Source organism: Vibrio sp. AND4 (assembly GCF_000171815.1).
Lineage (GTDB): Bacteria > Pseudomonadota > Gammaproteobacteria > Enterobacterales > Vibrionaceae > Vibrio.
This window is the reverse complement of sequence record NZ_ABGR01000007.1, coordinates 126,395-146,790: the sequence shown is the minus strand read 5'-3', so window position 1 is coordinate 146,790 and position 20,396 is coordinate 126,395. Positions and strand designations below refer to the sequence as shown.

At 47.2% G+C, this 20,396-nt stretch carries 20 protein-coding genes; 5 read left to right on the top strand and 15 right to left on the bottom strand.

Going from position 1 to position 20,396, the window contains the following annotated elements; all coding sequences use genetic code 11:
• Window positions 1-102 precede the first annotated feature (102 nt).
• Both greB and AND4_RS10415 read right to left on the bottom strand, forming a co-directional pair.
• The gene (gene greB, locus AND4_RS10420) at window positions 103-588 is read right to left on the bottom strand and encodes a transcription elongation factor GreB (protein ID WP_009842928.1); all 486 of its coding nucleotides are present in this window, start codon (window positions 586-588) and stop codon (window positions 103-105) included.
• A gap of 167 nt (window positions 589-755) precedes the next feature.
• A complete protein-coding gene (locus AND4_RS10415) occupies window positions 756-2,639 on the bottom strand; it encodes a RimK/LysX family protein (RefSeq protein WP_086026820.1) in 1,884 nt (627 codons plus the stop codon).
• Window positions 2,640-2,846: 207 nt separating this feature from the next.
• Here AND4_RS10415 and AND4_RS10410 point away from each other — a divergent pair, with 207 nt between their 5' ends.
• The gene (locus tag AND4_RS10410) at window positions 2,847-5,168 is read left to right on the top strand and encodes a Tex family protein (RefSeq protein ID WP_009842926.1); all 2,322 of its coding nucleotides are present in this window, start codon (window positions 2,847-2,849) and stop codon (window positions 5,166-5,168) included.
• Between the two features lie 104 nt (window positions 5,169-5,272).
• Here the strand turns inward: AND4_RS10410 and AND4_RS10405 are convergent, their stop codons facing one another.
• Together AND4_RS10405 and bioH are read right to left on the bottom strand one after the other, a co-directional pair.
• Window positions 5,273-5,737 carry a hypothetical protein gene (locus AND4_RS10405; protein ID WP_009842925.1) on the bottom strand — a complete coding sequence of 155 codons (465 nt, stop codon included), beginning with the start codon at window positions 5,735-5,737 and terminating at the stop codon, window positions 5,273-5,275.
• 136 nt (window positions 5,738-5,873) lie between these two features.
• Complete coding sequence (gene bioH / locus AND4_RS10400; RefSeq protein WP_043991616.1) at window positions 5,874-6,638, bottom strand: pimeloyl-ACP methyl ester esterase BioH; 765 nt, start codon at window positions 6,636-6,638, stop codon at window positions 5,874-5,876.
• Window positions 6,639-6,721: 83 nt separating this feature from the next.
• Here bioH and AND4_RS10395 point away from each other — a divergent pair, with 83 nt between their 5' ends.
• The 4 genes from AND4_RS10395 to cysQ all read left to right on the top strand — a co-directional run bounded on the left by AND4_RS10395 (window position 6,722) and on the right by cysQ (window position 9,754).
• A complete protein-coding gene (locus tag AND4_RS10395) occupies window positions 6,722-7,441 on the top strand; it encodes an amidophosphoribosyltransferase (protein ID WP_043991607.1) in 720 nt (239 codons plus the stop codon).
• A 103-nt stretch (window positions 7,442-7,544) separates the two neighbouring features.
• Entirely contained in the window at window positions 7,545-8,129 is a 585-nt protein-coding gene (nfuA, locus tag AND4_RS10390; protein ID WP_009842922.1) for a Fe-S biogenesis protein NfuA, read from the top strand.
• A 183-nt stretch (window positions 8,130-8,312) separates the two neighbouring features.
• Window positions 8,313-8,897: an ADP compounds hydrolase NudE gene (nudE, locus tag AND4_RS10385; RefSeq protein ID WP_009842921.1), complete on the top strand. Its 585-nt coding sequence runs from the start codon at window positions 8,313-8,315 to the stop codon at window positions 8,895-8,897.
• A gap of 29 nt (window positions 8,898-8,926) precedes the next feature.
• The gene (cysQ, locus tag AND4_RS10380) at window positions 8,927-9,754 is read left to right on the top strand and encodes a 3'(2'),5'-bisphosphate nucleotidase CysQ (RefSeq protein WP_009842920.1); all 828 of its coding nucleotides are present in this window, start codon (window positions 8,927-8,929) and stop codon (window positions 9,752-9,754) included.
• A gap of 166 nt (window positions 9,755-9,920) precedes the next feature.
• On the opposite strand, the gene AND4_RS10375 is transcribed toward cysQ, so the two are convergent.
• Genes AND4_RS10375 through gspD form a run of 11 tightly spaced genes read right to left on the bottom strand, consistent with a single transcriptional unit; the run spans window position 9,921 to window position 20,373 of the window.
• Window positions 9,921-10,682: a type II secretion system protein N gene (locus AND4_RS10375; RefSeq protein ID WP_009842919.1), complete on the bottom strand. Its 762-nt coding sequence runs from the start codon at window positions 10,680-10,682 to the stop codon at window positions 9,921-9,923.
• A 1-nt stretch (window position 10,683) separates the two neighbouring features.
• On the bottom strand, window positions 10,684-11,175 hold the full coding sequence (locus AND4_RS10370; protein WP_009842918.1) for a type II secretion system protein M: 492 nt from the start codon (window positions 11,173-11,175) through the stop codon (window positions 10,684-10,686).
• 7 nt (window positions 11,176-11,182) lie between these two features.
• Complete coding sequence (gene gspL, locus AND4_RS10365) at window positions 11,183-12,385, bottom strand: type II secretion system protein GspL (protein WP_009842917.1); 1,203 nt, start codon at window positions 12,383-12,385, stop codon at window positions 11,183-11,185.
• Window positions 12,354-13,370 carry a type II secretion system minor pseudopilin GspK gene (gene gspK / locus AND4_RS10360; RefSeq protein WP_009842916.1) on the bottom strand — a complete coding sequence of 339 codons (1,017 nt, stop codon included), beginning with the start codon at window positions 13,368-13,370 and terminating at the stop codon, window positions 12,354-12,356. Before gspK ends, gspL begins: the two co-directional genes overlap by 32 nt.
• Window positions 13,363-14,091 (bottom strand): type II secretion system minor pseudopilin GspJ, encoded by a 729-nt coding sequence (gene gspJ, locus AND4_RS10355; RefSeq protein WP_241210256.1) that lies wholly within the window; start codon window positions 14,089-14,091, stop codon window positions 13,363-13,365. The genes gspK and gspJ overlap by 8 nt, the downstream gene beginning before the upstream one ends.
• Window positions 14,092-14,113: 22 nt before the next feature.
• A complete protein-coding gene (gene gspI, locus AND4_RS10350) occupies window positions 14,114-14,509 on the bottom strand; it encodes a type II secretion system minor pseudopilin GspI (protein WP_009842914.1) in 396 nt (131 codons plus the stop codon).
• Window positions 14,490-15,095 (bottom strand): prepilin-type N-terminal cleavage/methylation domain-containing protein, encoded by a 606-nt coding sequence (locus AND4_RS10345; RefSeq protein WP_043991615.1) that lies wholly within the window; start codon window positions 15,093-15,095, stop codon window positions 14,490-14,492. Before AND4_RS10345 ends, gspI begins: the two co-directional genes overlap by 20 nt.
• A 34-nt stretch (window positions 15,096-15,129) precedes the next feature.
• Complete coding sequence (gene gspG / locus AND4_RS10340) at window positions 15,130-15,570, bottom strand: type II secretion system major pseudopilin GspG (RefSeq protein ID WP_009842912.1); 441 nt, start codon at window positions 15,568-15,570, stop codon at window positions 15,130-15,132.
• Window positions 15,571-15,630: 60 nt separating this feature from the next.
• Window positions 15,631-16,851, bottom strand: a complete 1,221-nt coding sequence (gspF, locus tag AND4_RS10335) for a type II secretion system inner membrane protein GspF (RefSeq protein ID WP_009842911.1) — start codon at window positions 16,849-16,851, stop codon at window positions 15,631-15,633.
• Window positions 16,851-18,353, bottom strand: a complete 1,503-nt coding sequence (gspE, locus tag AND4_RS10330; protein ID WP_009842910.1) for a type II secretion system ATPase GspE — start codon at window positions 18,351-18,353, stop codon at window positions 16,851-16,853. The genes gspF and gspE overlap by 1 nt, the downstream gene beginning before the upstream one ends.
• Window positions 18,346-20,373: a type II secretion system secretin GspD gene (gene gspD, locus AND4_RS10325; RefSeq protein ID WP_009842909.1), complete on the bottom strand. Its 2,028-nt coding sequence runs from the start codon at window positions 20,371-20,373 to the stop codon at window positions 18,346-18,348. Before gspD ends, gspE begins: the two co-directional genes overlap by 8 nt.
• Window positions 20,374-20,396: the final 23 nt, after the last annotated feature.

Below are 20,396 nucleotides of genomic sequence, written 5' to 3'. Positions count from 1 at the left end.
TTCTGCATGATTCGATATTTCTATACCTTGATTAGCAGAACCTGAACAGCAGAAAGATAAGAAGAAGGTAACCCCTTGGTTCCTCATCTTAATATGCCAGATTCAGGCTGATTCCGTCATATAGGTGATTGAATTGATAAACCATTCTTTGTCTCCCTCAGGAGTGCGGACAGTTATCTCATCGTCGACTTCTTTTTTCAGTAAAGCACGCGCCATTGGAGAGTCAATTGAGATATAACCCTTGGCATCACCATAAATTTCTTCCGGGCCAACGATTCTAAACTGCTTAACATCTCCTGCCTCATTTTCGATTTCAACCCAAGCACCAAAAAATACTTTACCCTCCTGCTGAGGCGAGTAATCTACAATCTTCACTTCAGGTAAAAATTTACGCAAAAAGCGAACACGACGGTCGATTTGACGTAATAGGCGTTTATTGAAGGTGTAATCGGCATTTTCTGAACGATCACCTAAGCTTGCTGCCCACGTAACTATCTTGGTTATTTCAGGTCGCTTTTCATTCCATAAGTGATCATGCTCAGCTTTGAGTTTGTTGTAACCTTCTCGAGTGATGAGTTTTGTTTTCAATTTGAATAATCCAATATCTTTACTGTTGTGAATCCATTCTTGACTGCGATAGTCATCTTAACAAAAAATCCTTTCGCGTGAATTGACACTTTAAAGCCATCTTCCCATGACTCCTACACCCAGCAAACCATATCGCACCTTAACAGTGCGATATGGGCTTAAGCCACTTATTTTTCTTCGTCGGGCTTATCGGTCACTATGTAGTTAGTGTCGCTGGCAACGATCGCACCATGTTTGAGGAAGTTCCTCCCCAAAATCATGCTGTAATAAAAACGGCTACGGTCTTGTAGGTTAACGCGGATCTTCTTCTCTAATTCGCCCAGCTTAACGTGCATTTCCACCACGGGACGTACGTTGGCTTTCTCACCTTTCTTGGCCGTAATGCGCATCACGTCGACAACGGGCTTGATAAATGCCTTCTTCACACCGCTAGCGTTCTCGTAAGTGAAACTCACCATATCTTTACCATCTTCCTTGAACTGTTTGATGTTTTGAGCATTAATCGAGCTCACATCCGCACCGGTATCCAGCTTCACAGGGAAAGACATGCCTTCCACTTCTGCCACTTCAATGTGACCGGCTCTGAACAATGGGCGCGCCTCCAGTAAATGGTCAGCGCGTGTATTGAGCAACACTCCACCTTTCGCCATCTCGTGCCCAAACACGAAAAATGGCTGTTCTTGATCGTCTTTGTCTAGTACATCAATAGCAAACTCAATGCTCTGCTCTTCATCGCCAAACAAGAATTCACCTTCTACGACTGGACGAACCGAGTCCCCCACTTTAAGCTTCTTCAGCACACGCTTAGTGATTTTTTCTTCTTTACCTTTACTGCTTGGCAGATAAAAGGTCACCACTTCTTTCTTGTCTTTTTCTGTCAATTCCAAGCCATTAACACGCAGAAGTGGCGTTTTCACCGCGAAAGTTGGATACGCTGGCAGTACATGACCATCAATGTTGACTGACTCTTCTGGCGAGATCACTAGCGGCGCAGATTTCAACGCATTCTTAAATGACTTTTCCACACCACCGAGCAAGTTCTCTTTATCGGTATCAATGACAAAGTGCTGGCTTGCAACATCTCTTCCCAAACGGATTTGCGAGCTGAATTTGCTGCGATCACGCAGGTAAACCAACCATTGTTGCGTCTCGGTCTCGCTCACTTTGACCGGAAGGTAAACCAGAGGACGCTCGCTCTTGCTGGTTTTCAGCATTCGCACTAATGGTAACGTCATTGGGTGACGCTTACCGTTTTCACCTTCAAGGGTGAAAGAAACTTGTTTTTTCTTCTGGTCGACTTTGATGTTGAGTGCATGCACGTTGGTGTAACGACTAGAGGTCGAAATACTAACCTTGTAAGGCACCCCCTCCACTTCCACCGTTTCTTTTTTACCGATAATTTGCGCATTGGGTTGTTCTTGCAGGTAATCGTAACCAGCAAACACCCACGCATTGTTATCAAGGTAAGTCTTACCAATCAGGATAGGCGCAGAGAATTGAGTACGCTTGGTCAGGTTAACCACAGTATCCACAGTACGCCCAGCAATGGTCATCGGCATTTTCACCGCAGGACGTAGAATCGGTTTCTCGCTGGTTCGGCTGCGGATCGCACTGATGCTTTCAAGATCATCCGTGACCTTAATTTCTTTACCCGTGTATGGATGATGAATAGTGAAGCTCACGGTGACTTGATACGGCTTAAAGCTACCTGTATCCCATTTGGCTTTGGTGCCACCAAGATCATCAACGATTGCCCGCATCAGCTTGTCATCTTTAAAATTTTGGTATTCTGGATGGCGACTGCTAACGTGGATATTTTCTGCGTGCATTGAGGTGGTATCAGCACCAGTATCAATCTTGCCGATAAAAGGCACGTCACTTAGCTCGGCAATGTCACTGTAGTAAACACTCTCTACTCGCCCCAATACAACTTTGTCATCAAGTTGGTAAATCGGATCCTGAGTGGTCGCGGAAAGTGTTTGCGACCAAGCGAGCGGCGTCGCCAATACGGCGCCAAAGAGCGCCAAAGCCAAAGACATTTTCTTCATCATTGTTTTCCGTGTGAGCTAAGGTATGAGTTAGTCGACAATCAAACATATAAGTTCTGAATTTGATTACAGTTTTGACACAAATCTGACTGATGTCCACCAGCACTCGGTAAATTTTTGCGCGACTCGTTTAAAACATTGCAAATTCCCTGAATAACCCCAATGTTCTATAACACACCAATACCAAACAAAATTAAAGAGAATACACGGATGAGCCAAGCTATCTGTCGCATGATTGCTCAAGAGCTGAATGTTCGCCCTGAGCAAGTCAATGCCGCTGTAACCCTTATTGATGATGGTAACACTGTCCCATTTATTGCACGTTACCGTAAAGAGGTAACAGGTGGCCTTGATGACACCCAACTGCGTAATCTAGACAGCCGTCTGTCTTATCTTCGTGAACTGGATGACCGCCGTCAAACTATCCTGAAATCGATTCAAGAACAGGGCAAACTGACGCCAGAGCTTGAACAAGAAATCACTCAGGCAGACAGCAAGACTCGCCTTGAAGATTTATACCTGCCTTATAAACCAAAGCGCCGCACCAAAGGCCAGATCGCGATTGAAGCAGGTCTTGAGCCGCTAGCGGAGCAACTTTGGCACCACCCGCAAACCGAACCAGAAAGCGAAGCAAGTAAATACCTTGATGCTGATAAAGGGGTGGCTGACACGAAAGCCGCACTCGATGGCGCACGCGCGATCATCATGGAACGCATTGCAGAAGACGCCAACCTACTAGAGAAAATCCGTGGCCACCTAAACCGCAATGCAGAGATGGGCGCTCGCGTCGTTGAGGGTAAAGAGCAAGAAGGCGAGAAGTTTAAAGATTACTTCAACCACAACGAACCACTCAGCAAAGTGCCATCACACCGTGCGCTGGCAATGCTACGAGGCCGAAACGAAGGTTTTCTGACATTGGCAATGAATGCCGATCCAGAACAAGAAGAAGGCGTTCGTCAGTCTTATTGCGAGACGATTATCGCTGACCACTACGGCGTGACATTAAGCAGCGCACCCGCGGATACATGGCGCAAACAAGTGATCAGTTGGGCATGGCGCATCAAAGTATCGATGCACATGGAAACCGAGCTAATGGGCGCAATGAAAGAGCGCGCAGAAATCGAAGCGATTGAAGTCTTCGCCACCAACCTAAAAGACTTGCTGATGGCGGCTCCGGCAGGTCCTCGTGCCACTCTTGGTCTCGATCCAGGTCTGCGTACAGGCTCTAAAATAGCTATTGTCGACCCTACTGGCAAGGTGCTTGTAACCGAAACCATCTACCCTCACCCACCGCAAAAGCAGTACGACAAATCTGCGCACATCGTCGACCAATTAGTGCGCAAATACAATGTTGACTTGATTGCAATTGGTAATGGCACCGCTTCGCGTGAAACTGACAGCTTTGTCGCAGACGTTATTAAGCGTGGCAACCTAAACGTTCAGAAAATCATCGTTAGTGAAGCGGGGGCGTCTGTTTACTCGGCATCTGAACTTGCAGCCAAAGAATTCCCTAACATGGACGTGTCTTTACGTGGTGCCGTATCGATTGCTCGTCGTCTTCAAGACCCACTGGCTGAACTAGTAAAAATCGATCCTAAATCAATAGGCGTGGGTCAATACCAGCACGACGTGAGTCAATCTATGCTGGCAAAACGTCTGGATGCCATTGTAGAAGACTGTGTAAACGCGGTTGGTGTTGATGTGAACACCGCCTCTGCCGCACTACTCACACGCGTAGCTGGCTTGTCGAGCACCATCGCGCAGAACATTGTCGACTTCCGTGACGAAAATGGTCGTTTCGAAGCCCGTACGACATTGAAGAAAGTACCTCGTTTAGGGCCTAAGGCGTTCGAGCAGTGTGCAGGCTTCCTACGAATCATGGATGGCAAGAATCCACTTGACGCGTCTGCGGTTCACCCTGAAGCGTACCCAGTGGTAAAAGCGATTTCTGAGAAGAACAGCAAAGACATCAAAGCTCTGATCGGCGATTCTAACTTCCTAAAAGGCCTACACGCCGTGGATTACACCGATGAAAACTTCGGTGTTCCAACCATTACAGACATCATCAAAGAACTAGATAAACCGGGTCGTGACCCGCGTCCAGAGTTCAAGACGGCGACATTTGCAGAAGGCGTTAACTCGGTTTCTGATTTGGAACCAGGCATGATTCTAGAAGGCGTAGTATCGAACGTAGCCAATTTCGGCGCCTTCGTTGATATCGGCGTGCACCAAGATGGTCTCGTCCACATTTCGGCACTGACAGATCGCTTTGTGTCTGATCCACGTGAAGTGGTAAAAGCGGGTGACATCGTTAAGGTGAAAGTGATGGAAGTGGACGTACAGCGTAAGCGTATTGGTCTATCGATGCGTTTGAGCGACGAACCAGGTCAAGACAACCGCAGCCAACGCTCTACAGCAGCGCCTCGTCGCAATGACCAACCACAGCGACGCCAGCCTCGCCGTGATGACTCATCATCCAACAACGCGATGGGCGGCGCTTTTGCCGCAGCGTTTGCGAAAGCGAAAAAGTAATCTCAGCTCAGTTTCAACGCTAGCCGGGCTTCAGCGCTAAAAAGAAAACGCTCCAATCAGTGAACCTGCTTGGAGCGTTTTTGTTTGGGTAGGATATTGAGTCATCATAATACTGCTATCACTTCTGACGGGGTATGGGGCGCGACCGAGTGACCATAATGGAACTTAATCACCTTTCTGCGCTTTTCCATCAATTCCTGTTTGACCGCTGCATCCAAAATGCGCTTAGGCAATCGAAAGCGTATCGCATAGCCTTTACCCTGTTCCTCACTGTAACTCTCGAGCGCGAGCAAGCCAAAAAGACGTTCTAATGTGTCTTCTGGCTCTTGGTGATAAGCACAATCCACCTCTGATTCCACTTCGTAATCAGGATGCTCCGATGGATCCCACGAAGATTGGCGTCGCCGCTTCTCATCACTTTTTATTTTGCGCTCTGCATTGGTTTTCGCCAATGCAACTGTCGGTGTCACAGGTTCTCGAGCCTTGTTGTCGCGAGCTGCTTGTTCCGTCTGCACATTAACGGATGGGGCGATCAGTGGTACACCTGCGTTAGCCGGTGACACTATCATTACAAACCCTCCTCAGGGTCGTCCAACTCGTCAATAGAGCAACCTCCTCCCACTAGAAAAGATTGCCATTATTTATATCGGCCAATTTTTGACCAACTTTAGAGGTTTTATTCACTTCGATGTGTAGGTCTTGCCGTTAAGCTGCAAATTCGCGAATTTGTAGACAAAACGCATCATGTTCAGTCATGAAAGGCGCATGAGAGGATTGATTGAAAATAAACTGCTGAGTACTTGGCCACTGTTCGCTCAAATCACTCGCTACTTTGATTGGTACTAAGCCATCGAGGCGACCATAGAGGCGCAGTACTGGCATAGAAAGAGACTTAAGTTGATCACGCAGATCCACATCAGCAAGAATAGTTAACCCAACCAACAATGAGTCGGGGTTCGGTTGCGGACGCGACAGTACGGCTTGCTTGAGCTGTTTGACGTCTTTGCGTGCAGACGGGCTGCCCATGGCTTGCAGCGCCATAAAACGTTCGATAGTGACGGAGAAGTCTTCCAGCAATTGATCGGTAAACGCAGTTAACACCTTAGGTTGAATACCACGCCAAGGACGCTCAGCAGCAAATTTAGGTGAGCTTGCTACCGTGATTAATTTGCTCACTCGCTGCGCGGCATTGAGTGCAATCTGGGTTGCAATCAAACCACCTAACGACCAACCCAACCAGATTGCTTTTTCTGGGGCACCTTGCAGTACAAGGTCTGCGATATTGGTGAGATCGTCTGCATGAACGTCTGCACTGTGGCCATATCCAGGAAGGTCAACCACATGCACTCGAAAATAAGGTTGAAGAGACTCAACCGTCTGCTGCCAGACTGCACCATTCATTCCCCAACCATGAAGCAACACCAAATCTGGACCTTGACCATATGATTGCCAGTGTAAATTTGTGCTCATGCTCTCGTTCTCTCCCACTTATCTTATTCCTTATAACGCAACCCAAGCATTAGTCTGGTGACTCACTTACTTGGATGGATTGTATGTTATCTCATCAATGGAAAAACATCATGCACCACGTACTGAGCAGCCAGTGCGAGTTATGCCGATTTCCGCTCCCCAAAAACCGAAGGCCTAACCTAATGCACTGGTGTGACAGCTGTTTTAAACACCTCACGCCAATCAAACGCTGCGTGCGTTGTGGATTAAAAATGACAGAAGATGAATCACTATCCGCTGCCGAATGTGGCGAATGCCTGAAAGAGCCACCGCCATGGCAGCGTCTGTATACTTTGGGGGATTATGACTTCCCCTTGTCCCAACAGGTGCAAAACTTTAAGGACCACGGTGAAGCCTGGCAGGTAAGTGCACTTACCCAATTGCTGGCAGAGCGAATTGAGCAACCACCGCCCATTATCACCAGTGTGCCCGTTCATTGGCAGCGCTATATAAAGCGAGGCTTCAATCAAAGTCATGTTTTGGCCCAGTACCTTGCCCGCCATTTGGATGTGCGCTACGAAGATAAGCTGTTCAAGCGCATCAAAAACCTACCGTCACAACGTGGAAACAAAAAAGCCAGTCGTGAACAAAACTTAGATGGGGCATTTGTCTTGAAAGGTGAGGTGAACTTTCCACACCTAGCTATCGTAGATGACGTCGTGACAACGGGCAGTACCGTCCGACAATTATGTCATTTATTACTTGAAGTTGGCGTAGAAAGCATCGATATTTATTGTATCTGCAGAACTCCTGCGCCCGGTTGAGTGTTACTTGCTTCGCCGTGTCTTAGCATCAAAAAAACTAGACCGAGGCGTGAACAGGAGTAGAATAGCAGCAGTAGCCTACAAAATTACTCAGGTATTCGTCGTGTCAAACATTACTATTACAGAAACTGCGCAAACGCATTTCGCCAACCTTTTGGGCCAACAGCCTGAAGGCACAAACATTCGTATTTTCGTCGTAAATCCAGGTACACAAAACGCAGAGTGTGGCGTCTCTTACTGCCCACCAGAAGCGATTGAAAGTACTGACACTGAAATTCCTTACAGCGGTTTTTCAGCTTACGTTGACGAACTCAGCCTACCATTCCTAGCAGACGCAGAAATCGACTTTGTGACGGACAAAATGGGTTCTCAGCTAACGCTAAAAGCGCCAAACGCGAAAATGCGTAAAGTGGCGGACGACGCCCCGCTTGTGGAGCGTGTTGAGTACGTAATACAAACCCAAGTGAACCCGCAACTTGCAGGCCACGGTGGGCATGTCAATCTTGTTGAAATCACAGACGATGGCATCGCTATCGTTGCATTTGGCGGTGGTTGTAACGGCTGTTCAATGGTCGATGTCACGCTAAAAGAAGGCATTGAAAAAGAACTTCTCAACCAATTTATTGGTGAACTGACTGCAGTTCGCGATGCAACCGAGCACGATCGTGGTGATCACTCATACTATTAAGTCTCTCATGACTTGCAGCATATCAACGAAAGTGGGAGGCGTTTGCCTCCCATTTTTGTTTTTCATTCAGCGAATCTGGAGCACCGCGCTAGAAACTCGAGCTTTCTTCTCATATATTAAGAAATCTCATATTAGGCATTCTCACTTCCCTCAATGAGTTAACGATACTAAGGAGCCGGCGTTATGTCGAAAAGGACCCCACCTGAGATACTCTCTTGTCAGACGGTCGCACAATCTAACCTGTTTGCAGTGGAAGCCCTCGACCTTCGCTTCTCTAATGGCGAACTGCGCACTTACGAACGTATGAAACCAAGCGGTCGCGATGCCGTAATGATTGTTCCTGTCACTGAACAAGGCGACTTACTATTGGTGCGCGAGTATGCAGCAGGCACCGAGCGCTACGAACTAGGCTTTCCAAAAGGTCTCATCGACCCGGGAGAAACACCATTGCAAGCAGCCGATCGTGAGTTAAAAGAAGAAATTGGTTTGGGCTCTCATCAGCTAACACCATTAAAACAGGTGATCCTTGCGCCTTCTTATTTCTCTAGCAAAATGACACTGTTCTTAGGGCAGGGTCTGTATCCAGAGAAACAACAAGGGGACGAGCCAGAACCACTAGAAATTGTTCGCTGGCCTTTGGCACAAGCAGAAGAGCTATTAACGCACTTGGACTTTTGTGAAGCAAGAAGTATTACGGCGTTGATGTTGGCACTAAAACACTTGCAAAACACCACTCACAAACACAATGCATCGCAGCCGGAGAGCTGAGCCATAACTGTGAGAAAGGACCATTACTTATGCCAATGACAAAAGATTTATCTCATCTGCTCCCGCAAGTCATCGAAATTGCTCGCAGCGCGGGACAATTGATCCTCGATATTTACGAGAAAAAGCAGTACGAAGCTTACACCAAAAGTGACCACACCCCAGTCACAAGTGCTGATATTGCCGCGCACAAACTGATCACAGAACGTTTGAGCGAACTAACACCGGATATCCCAGTACTTTCTGAGGAAGCGGCAGACATTAGCTTAGAGCAACGCGCAAATTGGGAGCGCTACTGGTTAGTTGACCCGCTTGATGGCACACAAGAGTTCATCGCACGCAGTGGTGACTTCGCGACAATTATTGCACTTATCGACAATAATAAACCAACCATGGGGGTGGTTTACGGGCCGGTTTCTGGTGTCAGTTATTATGCCTATAGCGGCAAAGGGGCGTGGAAGATCCCTGACATGTCTGAGAGTGTAAAAATCCATACTCACAAACATGAGCGTCCTGGACAAAACATTGCTATCGCGATCAGCCGCCGCCAAGACATTAACCATATCACCAATCGCATGAGCAGTGCTTGGAACTATGACTTAATTCCTCTCGGTTCGGCCGCACTCAAGGCGTGTCTTGTTGCCGAAGGTGCGGTGGACTGTTACTTACGCCTAGGTCCAACTGGCGAGTGGGATACCGCAGCGACCCAATGTATCGTTGAAGAAGCCGGCGGACGTATTCTCAGCACGCAACTTGAACCACTGTCGTACAACGAACGTGAGACGTTGGAGAATCCGAACTTTATCGTTCTGGGCGATGCCGATTTACCATGGGATGAGATTCTACAAGATAAAGACTGAGCACCATTCGGTCATGCATGGCTAGATTTTGTAGAGACAACGAATCAGCTTTGCGGTCTTTCTTTTTATCCGTACGCCACGATCAAAGAATTTGGCCTACCATGATCTAAAAACCAAAAGAGCTGCACATAAGCAGCTCTATCACGTGGTAAGGTTTCTAATGTGATTAAAAACGCCCTTGGTAATCAAATTCATACTGGCCTTGAGAATTTGGATTGCCTAGCCACTTAAGTTGTTCACTCATGCTCGAAGGGAACTCCGCCCCCGGTTTAAACTTCGCATTGGTGGAGTAATTCAGGTTTGGCATCAACTCAGCAGAAAATGCCGCTGAAACTTGTTTACTCTTTTGTTCACCCGATGCCGATAGCACACTGTCTTGGCAACTTAAGTCAGCAATCACAGGGCCAAGTTCAAGACTGCCGATCGGGCTTTGAATACTGCTTGCGCTCCAAACCAGAGTACCTTGACCGGTTTTGCACCACGGCGCCGCGTAAGTCGCATGTCGGATATTGAGTTCAAGTTGCCCATCCACACCAATAGGGACAGGCAATTGCCCTTGTTCCATTACTTTCTTAGCAGGGATTGAAGCAACTAAGTTTTCTGCGTACGGGCCGCTGACTAAACTATAGCCAACCAAGCCGCGTCCACGAACCTCCATATCACTGCCACGGCCAAAGCGCACTGCGAATTCCGCTTTCCCGGTGAACAAACCAGAAAGCTGAAAATCCCACTTCACTTCACCTAGATTTTGACGCTGCCAACGCACATTGGATGCACTGCCTTGCCAAACCGTACCTTGCGCGTCTTGAATATCCAAACCTCTCACCATAGACACTTGCTGCAGCACCCAGGAGATTGGTAAACCAGCAATTAAGCTCGTCGAGAAAAAGGCAATAAAAATACCAATATAAAGAATCGTTCTTTTCACCTTAACCTCGCTTAAATTGCAGTCGGTTTACGTCGACCATTCCAGCTTGGTCACTGCGGTCAATGTCTAGAAATTCGACCTCAATGCCTTGTTTCTCTTTTAGGTAACGTAACCAATCCACCATTTGGTTAAATGCCAAAGGTTTAATCCATACTTGAACACTCTCATTTCGTGGCTGTACACGAATAAGCTCAACTTTGTAACGGCGAGCCGATGAGGACACCACCTGATTCAAAGGCTGACTAGACAAGCTAACACCGCCGCTTTTACGCAGGGCGGTAATATCATCCGCTTTGTCTTGCACCCAAGTGAGCAGACGCTTCTCACTTTGAATTCGAGACTGCGCCATCTCAGCGCGTTGGTTCATTGGCTGAAAAAGACCAAAATAAATGATACCCAGTACAACAACTGCGCCACACCCCATCATCAAACGTTGTTCACGTTGTGAGATACTGCTCCACCAAGTTTGAGCTTGTGCGATTAAATTTTTCATTATCACCTCACTGACGCTTCAACACGAAGCTGCCCATAACAACGTCGCCGTTGCGGTTCAGCTGACCTTGCTCAACGTTAAACTTCTCTTCCAATTTCACACGAGCTTGCTCAAATGGCTGGAAGTCTGAACTACTCACTTGAATGCGTGCTTCGCCACGCTGACTATCGTATTTGAAACTTGTGATTTGCAGATCATTAACCAGACCCAGCGTTGAAGGCAGCGCCGCGAGCCAAGACAACATTGCCACATCGCTCGCCCCGCCAGACAAAATACGCTCTTCATCGGTCATCTGACGCTTCAAGTAACTCACAGTTGGAATACGTTTTTTATTTGGAAAAACTTGGCGGAAGATGCGCTCACTCTCTTCACGATACGCTTGAGCTTGCGCTTCATACTTATGCATCGTTAGCAGCTGCTGACCAACCAATACCACAAGCAGTACACCTGCAGCAATCGCGGTCTTTTGCCAAATTTTAACATACTTGCCCCACGATGATTTTGGCTTGAAAATACCCGTCAGTAAGTTGACCTTGCTCTCTGGCGCTCCTTTTGCCAGCAATGCCATGGCCATTTCTTCTGGTTTTGCTACCCAGATATCTGCCACTGCTGATTCAGGCACAGAGCTGTAGCACTCGAGCTTCCACTCTTCGCGATCTTGTACGTAAGCAGATAAGTACAAATCAAGCCAAGACTCATCAACAGCCGCACCTTGAGTTTGTGAATGGCGAATTAGCCATTGCTCGCCAAGCTGGACAGCAGAACTGCTCTCTTGTTTAAAGGGCAACGCAAGAACATCAGGTAACATCGCTTTGATAACAAGACCTTGGCTGGAGAAACGCTGTAAAATGGTCTGAATCCAAGCACGTTCAACAGCACACACTTGTGCCGCTTCCGCTTGCTTGTCTAATACGGTGAAATGCAGGTCGTCCACATCTTGCGCGACTTCATCTTCCACCAAATATGGCAACATGCTGTCAAATTGACGCGATGCCCCTGGTGGAATATCCACTTTGGTTAACAAAACATCATTACTGGACAGCAGCGCTATAATTTGGCGCTGATCAGCATAGGCAACCAGCTCATCCAGATGTTCCCATCCGGCAAGCTCACCGCTAGCAATCACTTCTTGTTGTTGTGTCGACCATACCAACCACGGAATGGTACCTTGTTGTTCGCTACTCAGCCGAACGGTCAGAAACTCGCTCACTGATTCCTCCAAAACGACGGCGAACCACTGTCACCGTTTTTCTATCTGTACTTTGTAAAAGGCTACGGAGACGCACTCGGGACTCATCCACCAGTACTTGAACGTCCAGTTCAAAGAAAGAACTGTCGACTCCTAAGTAACCTTTGGCATTTTTCTTTACGTCATCGCTTAAGCCAGCTAATTCTGACTCAGACAAAAATTCATCTACGCTGTCCCAACCATCAAAAGGACGCTTTTCTATTAATTGAACCGCATCACTGCTGCTCAAGTTGGGGCTGAACATCGCAACCAAGATTGGCGCTTGTTCGATCTCAATCGTGTTTACATTCAAACGCCAGTCATCGGTTGGCAGCGCACAAATCATCGGGGCTATCTTCTGGTAGATGTCGCCACTCACTTGATAAACCGCGCGCAACTCACTTGCATCCGCCATCCAACCATTTGGTGGTAAATATGGTGGTTTCATACCTTCATAGGTGCTGTCTTCCACACCTGACGAAGAACGTACCGTGCTGTCACTATCGACATACTCCCATGTCGAGTCAGCAATCACTTCCGATTGATAAGGCTCGACTTCTTTCTCTTCCATCAGACGTTGGAAAACTCGCACTAAATACGGACGATTTGTCTCTCCCCCTGAGGATTGTACACTCGCTAACACATTCAAATTAAAGCAAGCTTGCTTATCAATGATGCGGCCAGCTGCTTGGCCGTAATCCAGAGGGTAAACCTGATCTTTTATCGCCCAAGGCTGACTCAAGTTAATCGTATCATCGTCTTCATAGCTCTGTTTGATACCAATCTCGGCCAGCGCTTCTACCCCCAAGCTATACCAGTAAGCTTGTTGGTAATTAATTTGATTCGAACCACGCTGAAACTGCAGTAACAATCGCTCTGACATACTTGCTGCTATCGTAGTCATGATGGCAAGTAGCATAAGTACAATAAGGAGCGCGACCCCACGCTGATGCTGATGACTAGCCATTATTGCCCCCAGACGAATCATTCCCTTGCGATGAGCTGTCACTTTCCGACGAATTGTTCCCCTGAGAATTGTTCCCTTGAGAAGCATTACCGTCAGAGTTTTCTTCTTCACTCGATACCAGTTTTCCATTTGGTGTCAGGTAGGTACGAGCGATCTCACCGTAGTCTTTCAGCGTTAATACCACCGACACTGCTTTGGGTAACTCGCTGCCATTTTCCCATGTTTTCTTCCACGACGAGCCATCGTAAAAACGCATATCAAATGTTTCAACATCGGTAAGCAATGGTGTCACGATACCTTCTTGCCCTGTTGGAGTATCAGGGTAGCGCCACCACACACGTTGTAAGACTTCATCTTTGATGCGATAGCCGACTTTAGTCACCTCTCCACGTGGAAACTGTTGTTGAGGGTTGTGCCAACCTAAACGTGAAAACATCACGCCTTTCTTATCTGAATCAAGTAAATATTCGGACCAGAACAACAGCTGTTTTGCAGGTTCTTCGCCATCAGTTCGCACCTGGCGCATCGCCATCTGACGGAAATCATTGTCCATCATGACCATCGCACGTTGAAGCTCATTCAGGCGCTGAGTGCGTTCCTGTGATTGAACATTACTGCGCTGTACTTGTGATACCACTTGGTAGGCGGCCACACTCATACTGCTAAAAATCGCAATCGAGACCAGTACTTCAATTAAGGTAAAGCCACGGTTTGACTTCATTCTTGATGCTTTATATCGCTTATTATTCGGCAACATAGCTTCTCACCGTAACGACCGGACTCGCTTCTTTTTCAGTGGCGACACTGACATCAAATGCTTTCAGCAATGGCTGCGCGGTGGTAACAGGCGTCACCTTCCAATACCAAGTACGCCCCGCCAACTCTTCAGTGCCTTTTTTCACTTTGAGTTTTTCAGTCGAGAGCATCACATTGGCCATTTGGTTATCCACAACCATGGCTGCAAACATTTTTTCTTCTAAATAACTGACGGTATTGATGTGCTGGCTCACTGAACGAATCACACTGATTGCAGCAATAGCAAAAACTGCCAGTGCGACTAACACCTCAAGTAAGGTCATTCCTCGGACATGACGGCGCGATGAGCGAATATCATTTAACTTAGAATATCGAATTATCATCGTCTTCCGCTTCTTCTCCTGGCGCTAACAATCTAATTTCGCCAGTTTCTTTACCTATGATTCGCCAACCATTATTAAATGCATCCCCCTCTTCAGGAAACAAAGACAAGGTGAATGGTGTCACCTCAGCACTTGAGAAAATGAACACTTGCGGCGGTTTCACCTTCTTTTTCTCTTTGTCGTCTTCTTCCGCAAACATCTCTTCATCAAACAGAGTGCCAGGCTCAAACAGTCGGTCATCATCATCCCATGCCCCGCCACCGAGTTCCAATTGCAACGAGATATCGTCTTCCAACTTGGTTTCACTCGGGATCTGCTTCAATTCCAATGGCTGCCATCCATCTTGGGTCAGGCTAAGCAAGACATAAGTGGATTTCACATCATCAACACGCAGACCAAAGTCTTTACCACTCAGCACAGCCTCTTCATTAAGCAACAGTAAGCGATGAAAAAGGCTTTGCGCGTATTGTTTAGAAAGGTCTTTTTGACTGGTAGGCAAGGTCGCTATTACAGCGACTGCGGTAAGAGATAATAAAACCAGTACCAATAGAATTTCTATTAATGTAAAACCGAGGTGTTTTTGCATTTGCTTCATTAGTACTGGTTTACACTTTATCTGATTAGAAATCTTGCATGTTCCAGTTGCCGATATCCGACGCAGAGCCTTCTCCGCCCTCTTGGTCATCAGCGCCTAGCGTAAAGATATCAATGGTGCCGTTATCACCTGGACTCAGGTATTGGTACTCATTGCCCCATGGATCAGACGGTAAACGTTTGATGTAGCCGCCATCGCGATAGTTGCGTGGCTCCGGGTTAGATGGTTTGTTTACCAATGCATCCAGACCTTGGTCTGTCGTTGGGTAAACACTGTTATCCAACTTGTACATATCCAGTGCATTTTCCAATGCCACAATATCGGTGATCGCTTTTTGTTGATCCGCTTTATCTTTGTTACCAAGTAGGTTAGGAACAACGACACTTGCTAAAATACCTAGGATGACTACAACAACCATCACTTCTAGCAGTGTAAAGCCCTGTTGTTTATTACGCTGAAATTTCATTATTATCTCCGAAAGTTAGATTCAAGCCATATCATCAGTAGACACGACTTAACTCAAATTTTATCCACTCATTAAGTTATTCATTTCCAACATTGGCATCAATGTCGCCATAACGATGAAAAGAACAAGGCCAGCCATCAATGCTATCAGTACTGGTGTGAAAATCCCTAGCGCGATATTCACTGTCGATTCAAAGTTTTGGTCTTGGTTATCCGCCGCACGGGTCAACATACTTTCAAGCTCGCCACTCTGCTCGCCACTGGAAATCATATGCAGCATCATTGGTGGGAATAAGCGAGTTTGATCGAGTGCTTTTCGCAGACTCGCCCCTTCTCGTACGTTGTCTGCCGCCACCAAAACTTGTTGTTTCACATAACGATTCGACATAACGTCAACCGCGACACGCATGCCTTCAAGAATAGGGATTGCGCTTGAAGTACAAATGGATAAGGTGCGAGCAAATCGCGATGTATTCAGGCCACGAGAAATTTTGCCAATCAAGGGGACACCAAGAATTTTTTGATCCCAAGCCAAACGAAAGTTGGGTTTTTGTAGTGCCACTTTTAAGCCGTAGAAAAACACCACAAAGACCACGAAGATGATCAAGCCCCACTCTTGGACAAACTCACTGGCCGACAATAGCATTTGCGTCGATTGGGGCAACTCTTGCCCCATCTGAATGATTGGCTCGATGATCTTAGGTACTACAGAAGAGAGCAACAAAGTGACGATACCAACGGCAAACACCACCAAAACCACAGGATAAATCATGGCTTGCAGTAGTTTCGAGCGCATCTTCTGACGGTTCTCAACGTAATCAGCCAAGCGTTCAAGTACCGCATCTAAGTGACCGGATTTTTCACCCGCCGCCACCATAGAAAGATACAATTCATCAAACACATGCGGGTAATCACCTAGGCTGTCTCCCAAAGGGTAACCCTCCGTGACTTTGGAGCGCACTGCTGCAATCATCGAACGAATGCGGGGCTTTTCTGCTTGCTCTGATACGGCTTTTAAACACTCTTCTAACGGCATGCCCGACTGAACAAGCGTGGAAAGCTGGCGTGTTATTAGTGCAAGCTCTGCGGTTTTGATGCCACGCTTGAATCCCACTGACGCGCCTGAAGACTTGGCAGCTTTAGCTTTGGTTTCCATCACCTCAACAGGGATCATCCCCTGCTCTTTGAGACGTTGGCGCACCTGACGAGCATTATCGCCTTCAATTGTGCCTTTCTTCTGCTTACCTTTCGCATCCAGCGCTTTGTATTCGAATGCTGCCATTACACTTCCTTGGTCACTCGCATGACTTCTTCAAGTGACGTAATACCAAGGCTCACTTTACTCAGACCATCACTACGAATACTTGGGGTATGCTGCCGAACGAGCTTTTCAATTTCTTGCTCACCAGCCTCTCCGTGAATTAACTCTTGTACTTGCTCATCCACGATCAGCAGTTCATGAATACCGGTACGACCTCGGTAGCCTTTCTGGTTGCACACTTCACAGCCTTTAGCACGATGCAGAACCAGCGATTCGTGCTCCTCTAAACCAAACAGTTTCTTCTGTTCTCTGTCTGCTTCGAATGGCTCTTTACAGTCAGAACAAAGCACACGAACTAGGCGCTGTGCTAACACACCTAAAAGCGAAGAAGAAATCAGGAAAGGCTCAATACCCATATCACGCAGACGCGTAATGGCACCAACGGCAGTGTTGGTGTGCAGCGTTGACATCACTAAGTGACCAGTCAAAGACGCTTGCACCGCAATCTGCGCAGTTTCCAAGTCACGGATTTCACCAACCATCACCACATCCGGGTCTTGACGAAGAATGGCACGCAATCCGCGCGCAAAGGTCATATCAACTTTAGGGTTTACCTGGGTTTGACCGATACCATCAATATCGAATTCAATTGGATCTTCAACGGTTAGAATATTGCGTTCGTTGCTGTTGATCTCTTGCAAGCCCGCATACAAAGTGGTCGACTTACCCGAACCTGTCGGACCGGTCACCAAGATGATGCCATGTGGACGTTGAATCAAACGACCAAAGTTATCGTGCACTGATGGCGTCATACCGAGACTGTGTAAATCTAGACGAGTCGCATTTTTGTCCAAAAGACGCATTACCACACGCTCACCATGCGATGAAGGCATAGTAGACACACGCACGTCTACCGCACGACCACCAATACGCAAAGAAATACGGCCGTCTTGAGGCACACGTTTTTCTGCGATATCCAGCTTCGCCATGACCTTAACACGAGAAACCAGCAAAGGTGCCAGTTTACGGCTTGGGGTAAGAACTTCACGTAATACACCGTCGACTCGGAAGCGAATAGAAAGCGTTTTCTCGAACGTTTCAATATGAATATCCGACGCCCCCTCTTTGATCGCCTCACCGAGCATGGCATTAATCAGTTTGATGATTGGCGCATCGTCTTCAGATTCTAACAAGTCTTCATCATGCGGCAGCTCTTCTGCCAATGAGAAAAAGTCGTCGTTGTCTGCACCAATATCTTCCATCAACTGTCGAGCTTCAGAAGAGTCTCGCTGATAAGCTTCCGTGAGCTTTTTATCGAACGCTTCTTTATCCATTGGTTGAGGAATAAAGTTTTGTTTCAGTACGCGGCGCACTTCAACCAAAGCCACAGGGTTGAGTGGCTCGACGTAATACAGAATTGGAGGGCGCTCTGGGTGCTCCGTCTCCAATACCAGTTTAAAACGATTGGCAAAACTGAATGGCAGACGGCGCATGCTTGGCGCTGTGCCTAACATATCAACCATTGTCCTTTACCATCTGGTCAATGAAAGCTTGAATTTCAGCAGGGTGCGTACGGTCTTCACCAAATGCAGGCATTAATGGAATCTTAGCGTCATCCATTAACTTCAAACCCTCTTGTGCTTTGTATAACTGCTCAGCCCGAATGAAGTTGTATTTACGTTGAGTAATCCCATCGGCCGTCATGCCATCTCGAATAATGGTTGGCTTGATGAATACCATCAGGTTACGCTTCTGAGTTTGCGTACTGGTCGACTTGAATAATTGACCGATAACTGGGATATCACCCAATAGCGGTACTTTTGATTCACTTTCCATTGCGCGCTCATCAACCAAACCACCAAGCACGAGCATTTGCCCATCTTGGATCATGACGGAAGTATTCAGCTGACGCTTAGCAAAACGTACGTCAACCGCACCTTCCGCACCTAATACGTTAGACACTTCTTGCTCAATGTCTAAATGAACAGAGTCGCCTTCGTTGATCTGAGGCACCACTTTCAATTTGATACCGACTTCTTTGCGGTCAACTGTTTGGAATGGGTTGTCGTTATTTGCCCCCGAAGTCGAGCCCGTGATCACAGGTACTTCTTCACCAACAATAAATGACGCTTCACCGTTATCCATCACAGTAATGCTTGGAGAAGACAGGATGTTCGAGTTGGAATCCGATGAAACCGCGCTAATAAGCGCCGTCCAATCACCCATCACAAGGCTCATTGCTGCACCATTAACACCGCCAAGTGCTGCCGCTAGAGTAGAGTAGTCACCAGATTCCGTGACATCATAAGGCGTTCGCTCGCCATCGCTGTTGGTGTAGTACTCTGTACGAGTCTGGTCTTTCGCTTCTTCAAGACCCACCATAACGTTACCGATTGAAGCTCCCGTGTTGCCATATTGGATTACAGCACCCGTATCTAGGTTACCCCATTGAACACCAAGGTTGATACCATCACCTTCAGACATTTCGACGATCAGCGCTTCAATAAGAACCTGAGCACGACGAATATCCAGCTGAGCAATCACATCTTGCAACGCCATCATGATATCTGGCGGCGCTGTCAAAACCAGTGAGTTCGTTGCCTCATGAGACGCGATCACCACTTCACCACGTTGCGCAGAAGAGGTATTTTTTTGACCTGCTTGCTTCTCCGCTTGCAGGTTGTCAGAGACACCTTTTAGTACATCAACCAGATCTTCCGCTTTCGCATACTTTAGGTAGACCACACGGTTATTGCCTTTGGTCGCCATTTCAACATCAAGTTGACGAATCAAGCGCTTCAGGCGTGCGCGTACTTTAGGGTCACCCGAAATCAGAATAGAGTTCGTGCGCTCATCCGCTACGATTTTTGGCTCAAGAAATTCAGGCGTGCTTTTTTGGTTGGTTGTTTTGTTCAAGGCTTCGACTATGCGAACCATCTCAGCAGCAGATGCATTGCGCAGCTCTACCAGTTCAATGTCTTTATCACCAGCTTGGTCTACGCGTTTGATAATTTCTGCAAGGCGGTTCACCACAGCAGCGCGCCCCGTGATCAAGATGATGTTGGCAGGATCGTAGTGGACCACGTTACCTGCACCCGCGTTATCAATCAATTGACGTAGTAGCGGAGAAAGTTCACGAACCGAAACGTTACGTACTGCAACCACGCGTGTGATAACACTATCGCCTTTCGCACTGCCATCACCTAAGACAGGGATTGCCGAAGATTTAGAGTCTTTTGCTTTAATGACTTTGAGAACGCCACTGTCCATTTCCACAACCGCGTAGCCATACACTTCTAATACGTTGAGAAAGAAGCTGTAATATTGCTCTTCATTGAGAACGTCATAGCTTCGTACATCGATTTTACCGCGTACGGACGGGTCAACAATAATGGTCTTCTCTAGATTACGACCAACAATGTGGATAAATTCTTGAATGTCTGTGCCTTTAAAGCTAGCACTAAAATCGTTCGCCATTGCACCTGGCGCGCAGAGAAGAGTCCCTGCAAGTAACCAAGTACTTTTGCTAAACCAATGTTTCACGTATGTCTCCCTGAACTTACGCA